The following is an 18,452-nucleotide window of genomic DNA, read 5'->3' on the forward strand; positions in this document are numbered from 1 at the left end:
TAGGAATCTTAATATCACAAATAACTTTGCAGAGATTCCGACGGAATGATAAACAGTATGAAGATTTTTAAAATAAGATCTTTATCAAAAAATCTAAGCTTTTCTATATTTTTTCTTCTTTTTCCATGGCGCATTCTTCTGAACATCTCCAGCCATGATACATCCGTAAGGCATCACCTCATCCAATACCTCACACAATCCGTATTCTTCAATCTGCGCTCTAACGTTTTTGGCGCTTTTATAAGCAGTTGGCAATTCAGAAATATCAATATCGTTCGTAAAGAATCGGATATCTAATCCTTTGGTTTCTTCTTCAAAAACTTCTTCGATTGTTTTATGAGCCAATGATCTTTTATGCTGACTTCTGCTGAAATTTCTTCCCGCTCCATGGGGTGCAAAACCAAGATTTCTCTCATTCGTTTTCCCCTGAACAATTAAAACCGGCTCTGCCATATTTAAAGGAATTAATCTCGGTCCTGTAATATCCGGCATAAACTTATCATCCAGCGGCGTTGCTCCTTTTGCGTGGTAGAATAAGTCTCCGTCTTTGAAAACGAAATTATGTTCGTTCCAGTATCGGTCCTGCTTTTCGATCTGTAATTTCTCCAGTACCGCATTATGAATCGCTTCATGGTTTTCTTTTGTCCATGCTCTGACCAACTGCAATGCTTCCCAATATGATTTTCCTTCTTCTGTATCAAATGGGATCCATGCATTTTCCTTCAGTGTTTCAGGAGAAATTTCCTGTCTGAAACGGTTGGCAATATGCATTCCTTTATCATAGAGCATTGCTCCCGGAGCTCTTGAGCCGTGGTGGGTCACCATCATGGTGTTTCCGGTATTCTTTGATGTTCCTACAAATAAGAAATGGTTTCCATCACCTTGGGTCCCCATATGGGAACGGGCAATACTGATCAGCCTTTCATCTTTTAAAAAGAAATTATCCCTGAAAGCGTCCATTAATTCCTGAGACATTTCCATTTGTTCACCTCTTGGTCTTCCTCCGTATCCGAAATGCGTAATCGAATGGGCTGCATCCAGCACTTTCTTAGGATCAGCTTTTCCAAAGTCTGTCAGCATCACCGAACAGCAGATATCTGCAGAATGAAATCCGGGATGAATGGCATTTTTAGCCACGACAACCCCACCTACAGGAATCTGACCTTCAGGACCTGTCGGACAGGCATCCGGCATGATCGCACCAGAAACCAAAGTCGGGGTTTTCATCAGGACTTTCATCGTGTTGATGACTTTTTCCACGTTGTCATTTTCGCTTTCATGTTCTGCTCTGATGTTGATGATGAAATCTTTTGGTGCTGCATGAAGCGGAATCGGATCGGGTGATCTGAACTGTTCAAGATAAGATGTCATACTGTTTTCATCAAGTTGATTTTCATTGATATATTGTAAAGCTTCGTTAAACCATTTTCCCGGTCTGAAACCTAATTCGATTAAATCGTTTCCGTTGATTGTGTTGAATGTGTTCATGTTTATGTTATTTGATAGTGCAAAGTAATTGCTAAAGTGTGCAATGTTTTTGCGTAGATGAATTTTTTTTGATTATTTTTGAAATGTTTACCAGTAAGGGGCATATTAGTTTTTTGACACATTAGTCACATTAGTTTTTTTTAATGATTGAGGTTATTTTAGAGCATATTAGCTTTTTAAAAAACCGAAGATTTTTTTTGATGTGTTCTGAAATGTTTTCAAAGTATTTAACTTTAAAATTCTAATGTGACTAATGTGTTAAAAGAAATTGGTGACTTTTTCAATTTACTTTTAAATGATTGACGATATTTTAGGGAACATTAGTTTTTTGACACATTAGTTACATTAGTTTTTTTTTAATGATTGAGGATATTTTAGAGAACATTAGTTTTTTAAAAACCGAAGATTTTTTTTGATGTGTTCTGAAATGTTTTCAAAGTATTTAACTTTAAAATTCTAATGTGACTAATGTGTTAAAAGAAATTGGTGACTTTTTCAATTTACTTTTAAATGATTGAGGATATGTTAGGGCACATTAGTTTTTTGACACATTAGTTACATTAGTTTTTTTTAATGATTGAGGTTATTTTAGAGCACATTAGCTTTTTAAAAAACCGAAGATTTTTTTTGATGTGTTCTGAAATGTTTTCAAAGTATTTAACTTTAAAATTCTAATGTGACTAATGTGTTAAAAGAAATTGGTGACTTTTTTCAATTTAATAATAAAAAAAAAAATAAAAAATATGTTATTCGAACAATTAGGAAAATCAGCGGAAGGAATTCAGTTTAATGAGGTCATTTCATTTGTAGATGAGCATTACGATTTTACTCCGACTAAATTCACGAACGGAAATACCGTCAATGAGGCAAATCAGAACAATGGTTCATGTAAAGTGTTCAGCCTGGCGAAGCTGAATGATTTGTCAAAAGAAGATACCTTAGCTCTTTTCGGGGCGTTTTACAGAGAAGATGTACTGCAGAATCCGGAAGGGACGGATCACCAGAATATCAGAAATTTTATTGAATATGGCTGGGACGGAGTTTCTTTCGAAGGTGAGGCTCTGAAAAAGAAGTAACCTGCAAGAATGACGGAATCTTACTAACTCCGTCAAAAATTCTTTGAATTATCATCACTGAGTCAAAGAAATGGAATTCTATATGTTTTATTCTTAAACTAAACCTAAGTCTATGTCATCCAATAAAAATGCACTCATCCGGTACAAGACTTTAGATAAATGTCTGAAAAACAAATACAGACAGTACACCTTGGAAGATCTGATTGATGAATGTTCCGAGGCGCTGTTTGAATTTGAAGGCAAGGAATCTTTTGTAAGCAAAAGGACCATTCAGCTCGACCTGCAGAATATGCGTAGTGAGAAATTCGGTTATGAAGCACCGATCGAGGTTTATGAAAGGAAATATTACCGTTACAGTGATCCCGGTTACAGCATTCATCAGATCTCGGTCAATGAAAATGATCTGAAAACAATGAATAATGCCATCCAGATCTTAAAGCAGTTTAAAGATTTTTCGATGTTCAAGGAAATGAATGGGGTCATTCAGAAACTGGAAGACTCGATCCATTCAACGAATCAGAAATCGATTATACATTTAGATAAAAATGAACGGCTCAGGGGTTTGGAGCATATTGATGTTCTGTACGAAAGTATTTTGCATAAAAAGGTTTTAAAGATCTGTTATAAGAGTTTTAAAGCAAAGGAATCCAATATCATCACCGTTCATCCTCAGTTGTTAAAAGAATACAATAACCGCTGGTTTCTGATCTGCTGGCACAAGAAGGCAATTTATAACCTGGCCTTAGACAGAATGGAGGAAATTGAAATTGATAATGTTACAGAATATATCGACCGGGATTTTGATGCGGACCGTTATTTTGGAGAAGTCATCGGAGCTACAGTTTCAGAAACGCAGCGTCCGCAAAATGTTATTTTTGTGGTCACTTCGAAGCATGCACCTTATGTGAAAACCAAACCTTTTCATCATTCACAGGAAATAATCAGTGAGGATGAAAACGGAACGACTTTTAAGATCTGTGTACAGCTCAATTTTGAATTGGAACGGATGATTTTGGGGATGGGAGAGTTCCTGACAGTTCTCGCACCGAGGAAACTGAAACAGAGAATTGCCAGAAGCATACGGATAGCCAATGAAAATTACCGTGAAGATTCTGCAAACTGAGGGATTGTATAAACTTGTTTGACACCATCTAAACTAAAGAACAATTTTAAATTGAATATCCATCATCTATTTCCCATCACCTATTACCCATTACTAATTACCAATTACTCATTACCCATTACCTATCATTCATCATCCATCTTGGCCAGAGTTGAGCGTTTTGGCGCAGAAATTGTAATTATTCTGAAAAATAAATAGTATGAGATCAAGACTTTTCAGAACCATATTAACATTGGTTACGCCGATTATAATAGAATTTATAATCAAAAAATTAACAGTAAAAAAAGAGGTGAAAGATGTGAATAAGCAGATTCCCTCACCCCACTAATAATTAACGTTATGTCCTAAGCCTTGCAATTTGATTTGTAAGGTTTTTTTTTATACAAAATCATATACTCCGTTCTTCCATCCTAATACCTTTGAAGAATCAGCATTGAGCCAGTTTTTGAGAATGGTGGCATAAACTTTCCTGAAATCTTCGGTATAGACCAGATCTCCTTCATTTAAGTTCTGCAGATCGGGCAGTGCATTAAGAATTCCTTTTTTCTTTAATCCGCCACTGATAAAGAACATTTGGTTGGCAGTTCCGTGATCAGTTCCTTTGCTGGCATTTTGGGCAACTCTTCTTCCGAATTCCGAAAAAGTCATCAGTAAAATATCATTGAACAGTCCGTTGGATTTCATATCAGCAACAAAAGATTTTACGGCATCATTGATCTCTCCGAATAGTTTTTGCTGTCTTTCATTTTGATTGACATGCGTATCAAAGCTTCCGATCGAAAGATAATAAACCTGTGTATTGATATCTGATTTAATCAATGATGCAACAGTTTTAAAGTCTTTTCCAAGTTTAGAATCAGGATATTCCTGAGTTGATTTTTTCGCTTTACTTTTTTCAAAGATATAATCAGCATTATTGATGGTTGAACCTAAAGTTTTGTACAGGTAGGAAACGGTTTCGTCATCATGATGATGATCGTTTTCATACAGTGATTTGAAATACTTTTCCTGGCTCGTCTGATAAAGTTTTTTCGGATCTTTAAAAGCAAAAGCTTTATTGTTTTCACCTTTTAAAGCGAGGCTCAACATATCATCTACTTCCAGAGCCTGGGTAGGATGATCACATTGATAACATTCTTCATCCAGATATCTTCCAATCCACCCGGTTTCTAAAAATTCATTGCTTCTGCTTGCAGAATGCCAGATGTCCATACTTCGGAAATGAGATTTATCGGGATTGGGATAGCCGACATTATTCATGAGGGAAAGTTCACCGCTGTCAAAAAGTTCTTTAAAATAAGAAAGCGCAGGGTTGATTCCGGTTTCGTCATTCAGCGCTAAGGAATCGGTCACTGCGATCGTATTTCTTTCTTTAAAATAAATGTCATTCCGGGTGGGGATAATCGTATTCAAACCGTCATTCCCTCCTGTAAACTGAAGAACAATCAGTATTTTCTGATTTGGATTCAGTGCATGGTCTAAAGTCATGGAATGTAAAAAGTTAGGAACCAGTAATGAAGCGGTTGCCAGTGAACTGATCTTTAAAAATTCTCTTCTTTTGATAATCATAAGGATTTGTCTTAAGTTTGCTATTCAAAATCGGGCACTACATCAATTGATATTCCGGTGTTGACATCAGGTTGATTACATTCATTTTGATACTCTTGTCAGAGAACTGATGTACGGTATTCATTTCTACAGAAGCTGAGTTGACAATCAGGTAATCTTCTGCTTTTTTCTCAGCCAGAGCCTGATCCACTTCGTTCCAGTTAATAGTAATATTGGGGTTTTTGAAGCTTTTATTTAAAGCCTCCCGGGATTTCATCCCCATATCCATATCGTCGTCTTCTTTTGCAGCATATTCCATAGGTCGCAATCCAGACCAGATCTGTGGAATCTGAAGCCTCAGCATCAGGGTCGAACTGTCAATCCACGATTTGCCGTTTGGCCATCCCGCAACGTTTGGTGGATATAACAACATCTGCCCCAGCAGTTTTTGATAAACAGTAATGTTTTCAGGGGTTTGGATATCCATCGGCAGTATTCTCATCATTCCGGCAAGAAGTTCTGTAGGGGATTTTATTCTGTTTCCAATGTTTTTAGGATCGTAGAACCATGAACCTGAAAAGATTTCCTGCATCAGTTTTTTTATGTCATAACCGGACTGATAAAAGTTCTGACTGAGATTTTTAATAATCTCAGGATCCGGTTTCTCATTGACAAAAAAAGTATAAATTTTAGTGGTTATGAACTCTGCTGTGGATTTCTGTTCAAGTATGATATTTAAAATATCATCACCCGTGAAATTTCCGGTTTTCCCAAGAAACGTTTTAATGCCGGGATCATGGAGTTTTTTTCTCTCATTAAAGACCCCTTCCTTGTCATAGCCCCATCCTGTAAACGCTCTGGCAGCTTCGCGAATATCTTTCTCGGTGTATTTTCCTCGACCCATCGTAAAGAGTTCCATGACTTCACGGGCAAAATTTTCATTGGGATGATCCTTTTTATTCTGCTGATTATTGAGAAAGCTCAGCATCGCAGGTGATTGGCTTACTTCAAACAGCAGATCCTTAAAATTTCCCAATGCTTTGGTACGGATCACATTTAAAAGCTGTTGATTGAACTTCGGATTGTTAATTCTCGTTGCAAAATGCCCATGCCAGAAAAAAGACATTTTCTCCCTCAACTGTTCTTTACTCTTCACCATTTTCTCAAGAAAATTAAGATTCAGTTCTGTATTCTGCTTCTGGTTGATTTTCTGAATTTCCCTTTTTTGGGCAGCAGTAGCTTTTGGATCTGTATATTCAACAGGGTTAATGTCTGCAGTCTGATAAATGATTGGGGTGAAAATTCCTTCAGTGAAGAGTTCCTGTAAAAGAGCTTTTCTGTCACTTGTTTTAAGCTTATCAATCTGCCCGGTCTCAGGTCCGAAGCCTGCCCTCCACAGAAGGTGTTTGTTGTTGAGTAATGAAGAAACCATAATCATGATTTTATTTTTTGATAATGAAATAGATAAGAGGTTAAAACATATAAATCAGTAATATAATTATTTATAGAACATCAATCATGTAAAGTTAAACAACTATTTAATAAATAAGGAAATTAATATATTGATTTGTAGTATTTTATGAAATTTTTAAGATTTTTAACGAGGGATAGTGAATTGTTTTGGCATGATTTTTACTTGTCACCATTCAGTAAAATTTATAAAAATCAGAGTTATGAAAATGTTTAAGAAAGCAATATTAGGAGCAGGAATATTAACTGCAGGTTTAGTAAGTGCGCAGAGTGCAAGTATGAATAACATGATTAAAGTGGGAGCAACGGCAGGTATTGCAGTTCCTGCGGATAACCTCTCTGCAGCAGTGGGTGTAGATGTAGCTTATCAGAATCTTATTACTCCGGGATTTGGTCTGGGTATCGCAACGGGTTACACTCATTATTTTGCGAAAAACAATAATGGATATGATAATAATGATGTAGGGGTTGTTCCTGTAGCTGCACTTTTCAGAATCTATCCTAAACAGACCGGCTTTTACTTCGGAGCTGACCTTGGATATGGATTTTTAGTAGGTGACAACAAAGTTGCATCGAATTCTACAGCAGAAAGGCCTGATGGTGGTTTTTATTTAAAACCGGAGATCGGATATCACAACAGAGACTGGAATTTTTTCCTTCAATATCAAAAGGTATTCTCAGGAAGTAACGGGGATCTCGTAAATCAGGACTATAATGTGGGAAGTATCGGAGCAGGATTTTCTTACAATATTCCATTAGGAAATTAATGTAAAACCATATAATTAATTATTAACCAAGCCTTTTCGATTTTTTGAAAAGGTTTTGTTTTCTCTGACACGGATTACCAAAACAATTATTATATTTGATAAAATTAGCGATTATGAACTTAAACCCAAAATTTCCACTTTTTTTACCGGGAGTAAAAAATAGCAGTAATGATAATGTTTCCATCATTGGTGTAAACCTACGTGAAGATGTTACTACGATCGCTTATTTTATCTCCGGTAATGGTGGAATTGAAACTAAAACTCAGAAAAATTATCCTACTAAACAATATTCTGCTTTCTCCGAGATTCTTACTCAGTTTATTCAGGAAGAGCAGCTGGAAAATGTTAAACGCCTTGGAATTTCAGTTCCCGGACCGGTTTTGAATGGAAAAAGTAATCCTGAAAGAATAGGCTGGAGTTTTGATATTGAAGAATACAAGCAATCATTTGGTTTTGAAGATGTTATTATGTTAAATGACCAGGAAGCTTCAGCTTATGGTATTGCACTTCTTGAAGACAGTGATCTCGATCCTATTTACAGCAGCGGTCATCTGGAAAAAGGAAATGTAGCAATCTTAGCTCCCGGAAACGGATTGGGTGAAGCGGGATATTTCTTTGACGGGAAATACCTCAGACCTTTTGCAACAGAAGGAGGCCATTCGGAATTTTCTCCCAGAACCAATGTTGAGGTAGAGTTCTACCAATTCCTGAATAATATCTACGGAATTGTAAGCTGGGAAAATGTATTGTCTAAAACCGGACTGTTTAATATTTACAGATTTCTGAGAGATGTCAAAAGACATCCTGAACCGGAATGGCTTTCTGAAAGACTTTCCAACGGAAGTGGAAATTTCACGGAAGAAATTTTCAGGGCTGCCGTTGAAGAAGATGTATTGATCTGCAAAATTGCCTTAGATACATTCCTGGAATTCTTAGCCAGAGAAGCAAATAACCTTACACTGAAATTAAAGGCAACCGGAGGTTTGTTGATTACCGGTGATATTCCCCAGGTTATCAGACAGTATATCGATAAAGATAAATTCTACGAGAAATTTAAAATCAGTGACAAGATGGAGGATATGTTGAAAAATATCCCGATCTACCTGATCAACACCGATAGCACAAGCATCAATGGTGCCGCACTGTACACCGCTTATTATAAAGATTAAAAAATACAACTCCGGAGAAATTCGGAGTTTTTTGATAAATGATTTTAGTCATGAAAATATTTGTGATTATTGATGTACATCAAGATGGATTTATTAATAAGATAATTACATTTGCAGTAATAAATAATTAAATAATTTTATTCATGAAGAAAATATTGTTGTTAGCAGTTTTAGCCGGTGGATTAGCTTTCGGTCAGTCAAAAAAAGTAGTCACTTCTGATGTTCACTGGTGGGGTTATAAAGTTGCTAAAACTGAATCCAGTTCGCACGACGGTACAGTAAAAGTGAAGTCAGGTAATCTGGTTATGAAAGGAAATGAGCTTGCAGGAGGTGATTTCGTTTTAGATATGAACTCTATCAATGCTACAGATCTTTCAGGTGAGTACCAGGGCAAATTGAACGGTCACCTTAAAAACGGAGATTTCTTTGAAGTTGAAAAATTCCCTACGGCAAGTTTTAAAATCACTTCAGTTAAGAAAAACAATGATAAAGTATACAACAGGCTGGTTACAGGGAATCTTACCGTAAAAGGAAAAACCAATACCGTTTCTTTCCCTGCAAAAGTGAATTACGCAAACGGAACCGTAAGTTTAGAGTCCAATAAATTTTCTTTTGACAGACAGAAATTTGATGTCGCTTACAAATCTTCGATGAAAGATGTTTTTGTGAAAGATGATATCGATATGCTTGTAAAAGTGACTGCGAAATAATTTAATCAAAAAAATATTGTTAAAAGTGTAGAAGTTCTACACTTTTTTTTATTTTTGTTGAATTGTAAATAAAAAAGAATGAAAAGATTATTATTGTTTGTGATGATGTGTTTGAGCATATCATTTGTATTTGCTCAGAAAAAAGGAGATAAAATTTCAAAAGTGATTACTTCTGAGATCAAGTGGTGGGGACACAAAGTCGTTAAAACCAAAGCTTCGTCTCATTATGGTAGTTTAAAACTGAAAAGCGGGAAATTTAATTTTGATAAAACAGTCTTTGTAGACGGTGAATTTGTGATCGATATGAGAAGTTTAGTGGTTGCTGATCTTTCAGGTGATGATCAGGTAAAACTGACCAACGAATTGAAAGGGACGAATTTTTTCGAGGTGAAAAAATTCCCGACTGCAAAATTCCATCTGAAAAAGATTATTCCCCTGGCTAACAGTGAATATAATTCTACGATTGTAGGTGATATTACCATCAAAGGGATCAGAAAAACAATTTCATTCCCTGCAAACGCTCATATTACCCAATTTACAGTAGAGATTGAGTCTTCTGTATTCTCTTTAAACAGAAAAGATTTCAGGATTTTCTATCAGAACTCTCTGAAAGATTATTTTATCAAAGACGAAATGGATATTCAGTTTAAAGTATCCACTCAGAAAGTTGACAATGAAAGACCTTTGTAAGGTTAAAATTTTCATAAATGATCATGGACAGCTTAGATTAAGCTGTCCATTTTTTATTTTAGTATTCATAAATAGATAATAGTAACAGACATTTATTAAGTAAGCTTTGCTGAAGAGAATACATTTACAGACGAACAATAGACAAAAAGAGTCTGAATAAGATCTTTGTGGATTTTGTATTTAGAGAACAGTTTGACTTTGATTAAAATTAAAAAGTAACATGAACATATATGTAGTCAGTGGTTTGGGTGCAGATTTCAAAGTTTTGGAAAAACTGACATTTCCAGAACAACATGAAATTATCTTTATTGACTGGATCATTCCTGATCTTGATGAAAGTTTTGCAGATTATGTCAGCAGAATGGCTGAGAAAATTGATGATACCAAACCCTTTTATCTGTTAGGATATTCTTTCGGCGGAATCATGGTGCAGGAACTGAATAAACTGAAGCCGGCCGAAAAAGTAGTCATTATGGGCAGTATAAAATCTGATAAAGAGAAATCCCGCCTCATCAAAATGGGAGAGTTTACTAAAATTCCAAAATATTTGCCCATCGGTCTCTTCAATGATCAGACTTCTGTTTTCTATTCAAAATTAAGAAGTTTTTTTGATCCTAAAAATCCTAAAATTATTAAATACTTTCAAGTTCGGGATCCCTACTACCTGAAATGGTCTGTTGAAAGGATTGCAGAATGGAAATTTAAAGAAAATCCAAATGTTATTCAGATTTTAGGAGATAGGGATATTGTTTTTCCTGTCAAATATTCAAAACCTGATTATATTATCAAAGGAGGAACCCATCTGTTTCCTGCTACAAAATATAAAGAGGTTTCCAAGCTGTTGAAAGATATTTTCATTTAAATATTTAATTAACCCTTATTTTTAATGAGGGTTAATTTGTTTTTAATGCTAATTTATTGAAATTTATATTTAATTTTGCCGGGGTAATTTGATATATGGGAATAAATTATGGTTTGGTATGTTTCCATATAATCTGCAAACAACAAAAAATAGATATGAAAGTTGGCTTAAAATGGAAAGTATCCTTTATAATAATTTCATTAGTCGCAATTGGCGGACTGTTTTGGAAACCGAGTGTTGATTTTCCAAATACAGGGGATTTCTTAGGGGAGGAGAGTATTGTCGGTTCTGATGTAGCCTGGATTTTAGCAGCTGCCGGATTGGTATTACTGATGACTCCGGGACTTTCCTTTTTTTATGGCGGAATGGTGGGTAAGAAAAATATGATTTCCACGATGCTGCAGAGTTTCATTGCATTGGGCGTCATCTCCATACTATGGATCGTGGTTGGTTTCTCCTTATCCTTCGGAGACTCAATCGGTTTTGAAATTAATGGTGAGCATTATGGAATTATCGGTAATCCGCTGACCTATCCGTTTTTTAATCATGTGAGTATTTACCCTCACAAAACAATGGCCTCTACAATACCTTTCATTTTATTTGCTCTATTTCAGATGAAGTTTGCGGTGATTACCCCTGCTTTGATAACGGGTTCATTTGCTGAAAGGGTACGTTTTATTTCATACCTTGTTTTTATGGTCCTGTTCAGCCTTTTTATTTACACCCCTCTCTGTCACATGGTATGGCACCCTGAGGGATTGTTAAACAAATTTTTCGGAGTGAAAGATTTCGCAGGCGGAACAGTGGTTCACATGAGTGCTGGATTTGCCGCTCTGGCAGGTGCAATTGTTTTAGGCCGCAGAAAAAATCCGCACCATGAGCCTTCAAATATTCCTTACGTAATTTTGGGTACGGGAATGCTTTGGTTCGGATGGTTTGGTTTCAACGCAGGTTCTGCTTTAAGCGCCAACGCAACAGCAGCAATTGCTTTCGGAACGACCACCATTGCTTCAGCCTCCGCAATGATGACATGGATATTTTTTGACAGAATTAACGGAAGAAAGGTTTCAGCATTGGGTGCATGTATCGGAGCTGTTGTAGGTTTGGTCGCCATTACTCCTGCGTGTGGTTTTGTTTCCATCCAGGAAAGCCTGTTTATTGGATTTGCTGCTGCAATCGTATCCAATTTGATGATGAACTGGAAAGCTTTGAAGAAAGTCGATGATACTCTGGATGTTTTTGCGTGTCATGGAGTAGGAGGAATTATGGGAATGATTCTTACTGCAATCTTTGCCCACGGTGAAAACGCAAGCCTTCTGCATGGAGGTATCGGAGTTTTTACCCATCACATGATTGCTTTGGTTTTAGTTTCTGTATTTACATTTTTCGGGTCACTGCTTTTATATAAAATCACCAACCGCATTATAACACTCAGGGTTTCCGAAGAATCGGAAAATATCGGTTTAGATATGTCTCAGCATGAGGAAAGTCTCAAATGGTGATATTTAGATTAGAATAATTTCTTTACGATTAAACCCTGCCAGCGTTCTAAACGCTGGCAGGGTTTGTTTCTCAACAAAAGAGAGGTTTTCTTTCATTAAAATATTTCTCATCATGAGGAAAGTCTTAAATGATGATGTTTAAATAAAGATTATTTCTTTTACAATCCAACCCTGCCAGCGTTCCAAACGCTGGCAGTGTTTGTTTCTCAACAAAAGAGAGGTTTTCTTTCATTAAAATATTTCTCATCATGAGGAAAGTCTTAAATGATGATGTTTAATAAAGATTATTTCTTTTACGGTCCAACCCTGCCAGCGTTCTAAACGCTGGCAGGGTTTCTTTCTTTACAAAATATCATCTTCATTTCTTTAAAATTTATCATGTATATTTGCCTTTCATGAATAGGAAAAGCAAGTATGGAATCTATATCGGTTTTTGAAATTATCAAAGTGGGAATAGGCCCTTCCAGTTCACACACCATGGGCCCTTGGAATGCTGCTGAAGCATTTATAAGAATTATAAAAAGAGAAAAATCAATAGAAGAGGTAAAGGAAGTTTTTCTGGAATTCTTCGGTTCACTGGCCAAAACGGGAATCGGTCACGGAACTGATATTGCAGGAATGCTTGGCTTAAACGGAGAGGATTTTAAGACCATTAACACTTCCAAAATTGATGATATTGTCAGTCATATTAAACAAACCCAGATCTTGAATTTGGGTGGAGAAAAGGAAATCCCTTTTGTGTACGGACATCATCTGGTTTTGAATATGTCTAAATCTCTGGATTTTCATCCCAACGGAATGATTTTTAAAGCTGTTTTCGCAGACGGAACAGAGCTTGTTCAGGATTTTTATTCGGTGGGCGGCGGTTTTATTGCAAGTCAGGAAAAAAACTCTATTGAAAAACATTGTGTACGTACTTTATATCCCTGTCATCATGGTTCAGATATTGTAAAATACTGTGATAAACTGGGTTTCGATAAAATGTCAGATTTGGTTTTAATCAATGAAGAGAGCTGGAGAACTCAAGAGGAAACGAGACAGGAAGCTTTAAATATCTGGGAAAATATCAAAGAATGTATTTATAAGGGAGTTAATAAAGAAGGTGTATTACCCGGAGGACTCAATGTTTCGAGAAGAGCTACAGGAATCAACAGGAAACTGCTGGGAGATACAATTTATAAAAATAAAGATGAGTGGTTTCAGCAGGTTGTCGATGCAGAAGAAAATTTTACGAATATCAATAAATGGATATCCTGCTTTGCGCTCGCTGTGAATGAAGAAAACGCGAGTTTCGGAAGAATTATCACAGCGCCGACAAATGGTGCAAGTGGGGTCATCCCGGCTGTTTTAATGTATGCACAGGCATTCACTCCTTTTACCAGTGACGATGATATAGCCAGATTTTTACTGGTTGCGGGTGAAATAGGGACACTGTTTAAGAAGAATGCGACTATTTCTGCTGCAATGGGCGGCTGTCAGGCTGAAGTGGGAGTGTCATCAGCTATGGCTGCGGCAGGTTTAACAGAAATTCTGGGTGGAAGTGTCGGTCAGGTTCTGATGGCAGCAGAAATCGCGATGGAGCATCATCTTGGATTAACCTGTGATCCGATCCGGGGACTGGTACAGATTCCCTGCATTGAAAGAAATACGATGGGTGCAATGAAAGCCATAACAGCAGCCAATATTGCACTGGAAAGTGATCCTGCTAAAGCGAAGGTAAGTCTTGATCAGGTAATCCAGACCATGTGGGAAACGGCACAGTCGATGAACGACCGTTTTAAGGAGACTTCCGAAGGTGGATTGGCGATTGCAGTGAATGTTCCGGAATGTTAATAAAAAAGATGCCGACGTTTTCAATGAAACGTCGGCATCTTTTTTATTTGCCTGTTTATTTCTTGTCAAAAACAAGTGTATTTCCGTTCTGAATAAGAGTTAATTGCTTTTTTTCGGGAGAGAAAATAATTTCTACACCGGCATTATCATATTTAAATTTTTCCCTTTCCAGATATTCTAATGGAAATGACGGTTGGTCTGTCAACTGAGCGAAAAGATTTTCGTCTTTTATGAAGATTTTAAAGTCTAATTTAATCTCTTTAGAATGATAGTTTCCTTCATATTTTTGTAATTCTTTCTCGGAAAGTTTTTTTAGTTCTTTAAACTTTGGATATTCATATTCGTGATCATAAATAAGGCTTACGATTCCAATAAATAATTTGCTGTGAGGTAATTTTTCACCATTCACAACCATTGCGATTGAATATTCTTCAGTTGGACTGTAAGAAACCAATGAATGAGTTCCGGAAGTGTCACCACCGTGTCCGTAAGAAATTTTATTGTAAAAAGGTACTCTCATTACGCCCAATCCAAATGGTTTTTCGCCTTCCGGAAGCATCTTATCTAATGTTTCTTTTTTGATGAATTGATCATTAAATAAAGCATTGATGAATAAATTCATGTCATACGTTGTAGAGGTTATATCGCCCAAGCCGATGCAGTTACGGAAGTCAAAGTCTTCTACTTCCATCCATTTTCCGGTTGTATTTTCGTACGATTTGAAGATGTTTTTTTGATTGTCTAAAACCGAAAAAGTATTTTTCATATTGGCTTTACTGGTAATGTTTTCTTTTAACAAAACATTGTATGGCTTTTTAGCAACCTTTTCTAAAATTCTGCTTAAAAGATAATAACCCGAATTTGAATATCTCTCTTTTTCTCCCGGTTGAAATTCAACTCCGTGTTTTCTTATTGTGTCAAGAATCGCTTTGTCACCAATAGGTTTTCCAAATAACCATGAACTGACATAATCTCCCAATCCGCTGGTGTGGTTCATTAGGTTTTTTATGGTGATTTTATCGGCATTGGGAGCGTCAGGGTAATACTTTGACAGTTTGTCATTAAGACTTAGTTTTCCTTTTTCTTCCAATTGCATCAGCATAATTGCAGTAACTAATTTGCTGATTGATCCGATCTGATAACCGGTATTAGAATCCCATTTTACATTAGGTAACTGATCTTGCCCGAAATTTTTCTGATAGATTTCTTTCCCTTCTTTAAAGATGGTAATGCTGCCGATTCCTTGTTTATTTTGGGTAATGTAGTTCAAAAAATCATCAACTTTAGCGGTATTAATTCCTGATTTTTTAATGTCTTTTGATATCAGAACTTTTGGTTTCGTTTTTTCTTTGCCATCATCTCTGTAAAGATTTAAAGGAAAAGACTTTGATTTTTGCTCAAAAGTTCCTTCAAAATGATCATTTTTAAACTGTCCTTTGTAAGAAGCGCCTAACGCATTCATTTCAAATTTCAATTCATTATTGATGAATTCTGTTTTGTCTACCGGCATGATTTTGTTTCCTTGTTTCGGGCTCTGTGCTGTCGAAACATAATGGTTATTTTCTTTACTGATATTAAGAACGAGAGGAAGCGTCATCCCTCCTAAATCGAGTTCTCCTTTCCACGAGCCTGTAATTTCTTGAGCGTAAAAGGTTTGTGCTAATAAAATAAGCACTAGTAATAGTTTGGTTTTCATTGAATTAGGTGTTTAGTTGTTTAGTATTTGGCATATCATTACCATTACAAAAGTTACAATACAGAATATCACTGTTTGTTGCCATTTTTTAATATTTGTTGCTGTTTTAAAGCCATTGTAGAAAATTGCTATGCTATATATTAGGCATCCCACATTTGCAATCGTGTATAAAATCATTACCAAAAAATCTACAAAAGGAAATATTTTGGTTGGCTGCTGTTGATAGTTAACTACATTTTCTATTGCAACTTTCACGAAATCAATTCCTTCAAAAGATACAAGAATGATAAGAGGAATCTGCGAAATAAGGACGGCATTTGCGATGTCGATTATTCTTGTTTTTTGGTAAAATATTTTGCCAAGTATAAACAGAACAATGATCATTGTGGCAAAACTTATAAAAGTAGGAAGAATTAAATCATATAAATTATTTGTGGTAAACGGTGCGATTCTGTAGATACTTATAAAACATGTGTTCGTCCAGAAGCATAGCGGAATGGTAAGTAGAAAGAAAATAATACCTATAAAAAGTAAAGTCTTTTCGTCAAATTTTTCAAAAGGATTAAAAATAGTTTTCCAGGTCATATTTTATTTTTTTACAGTAATATTGGGATTTATTTTAAGCAAATCATTTTCGAAGTCGCTGAAATTTTTTGGTGAAATAATGATGATTCCGTTTGTGAAATAAATTTCTACTCTCCCGATGATACGGGGAGCCGGCGAAGAAATTAAGTTTCCTGTTTTTTCTATTTTGTAAATATCATTTACTTTAATTTATGTAGTTCCGAAAATTGAATTTTTGATATACAAAACTCAGCATCTATATTATATCGAATTGTCAACATTAATAAAACAATGACTCCGAAAATTCCAGCAGGTACTAATACGATTTCCCAATTTCCATTTTTCACATCCAAAGAAATCGGTAATAAAATAATCAGAAAAATAGGAAGTATCAATTCCCAATCAATTCTTGCAGGTATACTTTTCATAGATATAATTTATGATTAGCCGTTTAATCTTTTTATTTTTTCAATCAGATCATCCATTTTGTTTCTCATCGTCGGGTAGGAGAGCTCGGCCTGTTTTGCCATTTCTTTTATACTTCCGCTGGAAAGAAAAAAATTGAGAATAAAGTCCTGTTCATCTCTTGCCAATTTTAAAAGTACAGGAAGCTCATAATTTCCGTTGACTTCAGTTTTACATTCCGGACATTTCATTTGGCTTACCTGAAGCGTATGATCACAACTCGGACAAATAATGGGTAACTTCATTAAGTTTTGTTTCTGTAAAAGTAATAATAATTTTAATAAAGTTAAAATGTTTTTTAATAAAGTTAAAAATATTATTTTAAATTTGAATAAAAAAAACTTCCCGAAAGAAGTTTAATTAAGATGTAAGTGAAGAACTATTTATCTAATATTCCCCGTATTTTATTCGCATTTTCTATGAGTTCGCCGAGATATTCAAAGTTTTCCTTTTCCAAAGCAGATTTGAATTTTTTTAATTGGGAAATATGCTCATTCAAAACATCCAAAACATTTTCTTTGTTTTGCTTAAAAATGGGTACCCACATTTCGGGATGCGATTTTGCCAGGCGGACGGTGCTTGAAAAACCTGAACTCGCCAGCTGAAAAATGGTTTCTTCTTCTTTTTCTTTTTCTAAAACGGTATTGGCAAGTGCATACGAGGTGATATGCGAAATATGCGAGATATAAGCTGTATGAATATCATGTGCTTCAGCATCCATGTAAATTAGGTGCATCTCAAGATTTTCTACAATATTCTGAACTATATTCAATGCATCATGTGCTGATTCTTCCCGGTTACAGATCACTCCGGCTTTACCGGAAAAACTCCGTGCAACCGCAGATTTAGGTCCGTGATTTTCTGTTCCCCACATCGGGTGGAAAGCAACAAACCTTGATCTTTTAGGATGGTCTTTTACCGAGTCAACAATTCCTGCTTTGGTTGATCCGACATCCATTACGGTTTGAGAATCAGAAATGAGATCCAGAACTTTGGGTAAGATCTTTCTTGCCGCATCTACGGGAATGGCAATGATGATCAGATCAGAATTTCTGATTCCATCCTCCAGATCTGCCTGCTCATTAATGATCTGTAATGACAATGCTTCTTTCAGATTTTCTGTATTGTTATCAATTCCATAAATGAAATCGACAAGATTTTTTTCTTTTAACTTTAATGCAATTGATCCGCCGATCAATCCTACACCAATAATGCTGATTTTCATAAGTATACTTTTTAACGGTCCGATGCAGTCGCTGAATCTTTATCGGCATTTGCATTCCACTTCAGTGACAGAGATATCTTTTCCTCTTAATTTAAAATAAAAAAACCCCGTCCGAGGACGAGGTCTGAAGTTATATAACAAGAATCTCTATCCCAAATCTGAGGTGAAAATTCTATAATAATATGCTCTGTTTTTGTTAATCACAAAGCGAAGATAGTAATTTTTTTTTTAATTTCATTAAAATAGTAAAAGGTGATCCTTTTA

18 protein-coding genes are annotated in these 18,452 nt (G+C 35.7%); 9 read left to right on the forward strand and 9 right to left on the reverse strand.

The window, feature by feature from the left end; all coding sequences use genetic code 11:
• Positions 1–93: 93 nt before the first annotated feature.
• A complete protein-coding gene (locus AC2A07_RS15595; protein WP_484051153.1) occupies positions 94–1,488 on the reverse strand; it encodes an RtcB family protein in 1,395 nt (464 codons plus the stop codon).
• Between the two features lie 743 nt (positions 1,489–2,231).
• Here AC2A07_RS15595 and AC2A07_RS15600 point away from each other — a divergent pair.
• Positions 2,232–2,564: a HopJ type III effector protein gene (locus AC2A07_RS15600; RefSeq protein ID WP_484051154.1), complete on the forward strand. Its 333-nt coding sequence runs from the start codon at positions 2,232–2,234 to the stop codon at positions 2,562–2,564.
• A 112-nt stretch (positions 2,565–2,676) separates the two neighbouring features.
• Positions 2,677–3,687 (forward strand): helix-turn-helix transcriptional regulator, encoded by a 1,011-nt coding sequence (locus tag AC2A07_RS15605; protein ID WP_484051155.1) that lies wholly within the window; start codon positions 2,677–2,679, stop codon positions 3,685–3,687.
• A 378-nt stretch (positions 3,688–4,065) separates the two neighbouring features.
• On the opposite strand, the gene AC2A07_RS15610 is transcribed toward AC2A07_RS15605, so the two are convergent.
• On the reverse strand, positions 4,066–5,256 hold the full coding sequence (locus tag AC2A07_RS15610) for a DUF1501 domain-containing protein (protein ID WP_484051156.1): 1,191 nt from the start codon (positions 5,254–5,256) through the stop codon (positions 4,066–4,068).
• A 37-nt stretch (positions 5,257–5,293) separates the two neighbouring features.
• Entirely contained in the window at positions 5,294–6,667 is a 1,374-nt protein-coding gene (locus AC2A07_RS15615; protein ID WP_484051157.1) for a DUF1800 domain-containing protein, read from the reverse strand.
• A gap of 241 nt (positions 6,668–6,908) precedes the next feature.
• Here AC2A07_RS15615 and AC2A07_RS15620 point away from each other — a divergent pair, with 241 nt between their 5' ends.
• The 7 genes from AC2A07_RS15620 to AC2A07_RS15650 all read left to right on the forward strand — a co-directional run bounded on the left by AC2A07_RS15620 (position 6,909) and on the right by AC2A07_RS15650 (position 14,238).
• Positions 6,909–7,472, forward strand: coding sequence for a hypothetical protein (locus AC2A07_RS15620; protein WP_484051158.1), 564 nt, complete (start codon positions 6,909–6,911; stop codon positions 7,470–7,472).
• Between the two features lie 113 nt (positions 7,473–7,585).
• A complete protein-coding gene (locus tag AC2A07_RS15625; protein ID WP_484051159.1) occupies positions 7,586–8,641 on the forward strand; it encodes a glucokinase in 1,056 nt (351 codons plus the stop codon).
• Positions 8,642–8,784: 143 nt separating this feature from the next.
• On the forward strand, positions 8,785–9,351 hold the full coding sequence (locus AC2A07_RS15630) for a YceI family protein (RefSeq protein WP_314497060.1): 567 nt from the start codon (positions 8,785–8,787) through the stop codon (positions 9,349–9,351).
• Positions 9,352–9,429: 78 nt separating this feature from the next.
• Positions 9,430–10,041, forward strand: coding sequence for a YceI family protein (locus AC2A07_RS15635; protein ID WP_314497063.1), 612 nt, complete (start codon positions 9,430–9,432; stop codon positions 10,039–10,041).
• 220 nt (positions 10,042–10,261) lie between these two features.
• Positions 10,262–10,903: an alpha/beta hydrolase gene (locus tag AC2A07_RS15640; RefSeq protein WP_484051160.1), complete on the forward strand. Its 642-nt coding sequence runs from the start codon at positions 10,262–10,264 to the stop codon at positions 10,901–10,903.
• 155 nt (positions 10,904–11,058) lie between these two features.
• Complete coding sequence (locus AC2A07_RS15645) at positions 11,059–12,405, forward strand: ammonium transporter (RefSeq protein WP_484051161.1); 1,347 nt, start codon at positions 11,059–11,061, stop codon at positions 12,403–12,405.
• Between the two features lie 414 nt (positions 12,406–12,819).
• On the forward strand, positions 12,820–14,238 hold the full coding sequence (locus AC2A07_RS15650; RefSeq protein ID WP_484051162.1) for an L-serine ammonia-lyase: 1,419 nt from the start codon (positions 12,820–12,822) through the stop codon (positions 14,236–14,238).
• 55 nt (positions 14,239–14,293) lie between these two features.
• On the opposite strand, the gene AC2A07_RS15655 is transcribed toward AC2A07_RS15650, so the two are convergent.
• The 6 genes from AC2A07_RS15655 to AC2A07_RS15680 form a co-directional block, all read right to left on the reverse strand.
• Complete coding sequence (locus AC2A07_RS15655) at positions 14,294–15,934, reverse strand: serine hydrolase domain-containing protein (protein WP_484051163.1); 1,641 nt, start codon at positions 15,932–15,934, stop codon at positions 14,294–14,296.
• 12 nt (positions 15,935–15,946) lie between these two features.
• Positions 15,947–16,519 carry a hypothetical protein gene (locus AC2A07_RS15660; protein WP_484051164.1) on the reverse strand — a complete coding sequence of 191 codons (573 nt, stop codon included), beginning with the start codon at positions 16,517–16,519 and terminating at the stop codon, positions 15,947–15,949.
• A 3-nt stretch (positions 16,520–16,522) separates the two neighbouring features.
• Positions 16,523–16,708 carry a PH domain-containing protein gene (locus AC2A07_RS15665; protein ID WP_484051230.1) on the reverse strand — a complete coding sequence of 62 codons (186 nt, stop codon included), beginning with the start codon at positions 16,706–16,708 and terminating at the stop codon, positions 16,523–16,525.
• A complete protein-coding gene (locus AC2A07_RS15670; RefSeq protein WP_484051165.1) occupies positions 16,699–16,926 on the reverse strand; it encodes a hypothetical protein in 228 nt (75 codons plus the stop codon). The genes AC2A07_RS15665 and AC2A07_RS15670 overlap by 10 nt, the downstream gene beginning before the upstream one ends.
• A gap of 15 nt (positions 16,927–16,941) precedes the next feature.
• The gene (locus AC2A07_RS15675; RefSeq protein WP_484051166.1) at positions 16,942–17,208 is read right to left on the reverse strand and encodes a DUF2089 family protein; all 267 of its coding nucleotides are present in this window, start codon (positions 17,206–17,208) and stop codon (positions 16,942–16,944) included.
• A 134-nt stretch (positions 17,209–17,342) separates the two neighbouring features.
• Positions 17,343–18,188 (reverse strand): prephenate dehydrogenase, encoded by an 846-nt coding sequence (locus AC2A07_RS15680; protein ID WP_484051167.1) that lies wholly within the window; start codon positions 18,186–18,188, stop codon positions 17,343–17,345.
• Positions 18,189–18,452: the final 264 nt, after the last annotated feature.

Source organism: Chryseobacterium sp. HNCC26DJ238, assembly GCF_057180465.1.

What these genes read in the sequence shown, in the direction of transcription:
- AC2A07_RS15610 (WP_484051156.1), bottom strand. Translation starts at nt 5,256, where the DNA reads ATGATTATCAAAAGAAGAGAATTTTTAAAGATCAGTTCACTGGCAACC.
- AC2A07_RS15625 (WP_484051159.1), top strand. Translation starts at nt 7,586, where the DNA reads ATGAACTTAAACCCAAAATTTCCACTTTTTTTACCGGGAGTAAAAAAT.
- AC2A07_RS15620 (WP_484051158.1), top strand. Translation starts at nt 6,909, where the DNA reads ATGAAAATGTTTAAGAAAGCAATATTAGGAGCAGGAATATTAACTGCA.
- AC2A07_RS15680 (WP_484051167.1), bottom strand. Translation starts at nt 18,188, where the DNA reads ATGAAAATCAGCATTATTGGTGTAGGATTGATCGGCGGATCAATTGCA.
- AC2A07_RS15640 (WP_484051160.1), top strand. Translation starts at nt 10,262, where the DNA reads ATGAACATATATGTAGTCAGTGGTTTGGGTGCAGATTTCAAAGTTTTG.
- AC2A07_RS15660 (WP_484051164.1), bottom strand. Translation starts at nt 16,519, where the DNA reads ATGACCTGGAAAACTATTTTTAATCCTTTTGAAAAATTTGACGAAAAG.
- AC2A07_RS15615 (WP_484051157.1), bottom strand. Translation starts at nt 6,667, where the DNA reads ATGGTTTCTTCATTACTCAACAACAAACACCTTCTGTGGAGGGCAGGC.
- AC2A07_RS15670 (WP_484051165.1), bottom strand. Translation starts at nt 16,926, where the DNA reads ATGAAAAGTATACCTGCAAGAATTGATTGGGAATTGATACTTCCTATT.
- AC2A07_RS15600 (WP_484051154.1), top strand. Translation starts at nt 2,232, where the DNA reads ATGTTATTCGAACAATTAGGAAAATCAGCGGAAGGAATTCAGTTTAAT.
- AC2A07_RS15650 (WP_484051162.1), top strand. Translation starts at nt 12,820, where the DNA reads ATGGAATCTATATCGGTTTTTGAAATTATCAAAGTGGGAATAGGCCCT.
- AC2A07_RS15630 (WP_314497060.1), top strand. Translation starts at nt 8,785, where the DNA reads ATGAAGAAAATATTGTTGTTAGCAGTTTTAGCCGGTGGATTAGCTTTC.
- AC2A07_RS15655 (WP_484051163.1), bottom strand. Translation starts at nt 15,934, where the DNA reads ATGAAAACCAAACTATTACTAGTGCTTATTTTATTAGCACAAACCTTT.
- AC2A07_RS15645 (WP_484051161.1), top strand. Translation starts at nt 11,059, where the DNA reads ATGAAAGTTGGCTTAAAATGGAAAGTATCCTTTATAATAATTTCATTA.
- AC2A07_RS15675 (WP_484051166.1), bottom strand. Translation starts at nt 17,208, where the DNA reads ATGAAGTTACCCATTATTTGTCCGAGTTGTGATCATACGCTTCAGGTA.
- AC2A07_RS15605 (WP_484051155.1), top strand. Translation starts at nt 2,677, where the DNA reads ATGTCATCCAATAAAAATGCACTCATCCGGTACAAGACTTTAGATAAA.
- AC2A07_RS15635 (WP_314497063.1), top strand. Translation starts at nt 9,430, where the DNA reads ATGAAAAGATTATTATTGTTTGTGATGATGTGTTTGAGCATATCATTT.
- AC2A07_RS15595 (WP_484051153.1), bottom strand. Translation starts at nt 1,488, where the DNA reads ATGAACACATTCAACACAATCAACGGAAACGATTTAATCGAATTAGGT.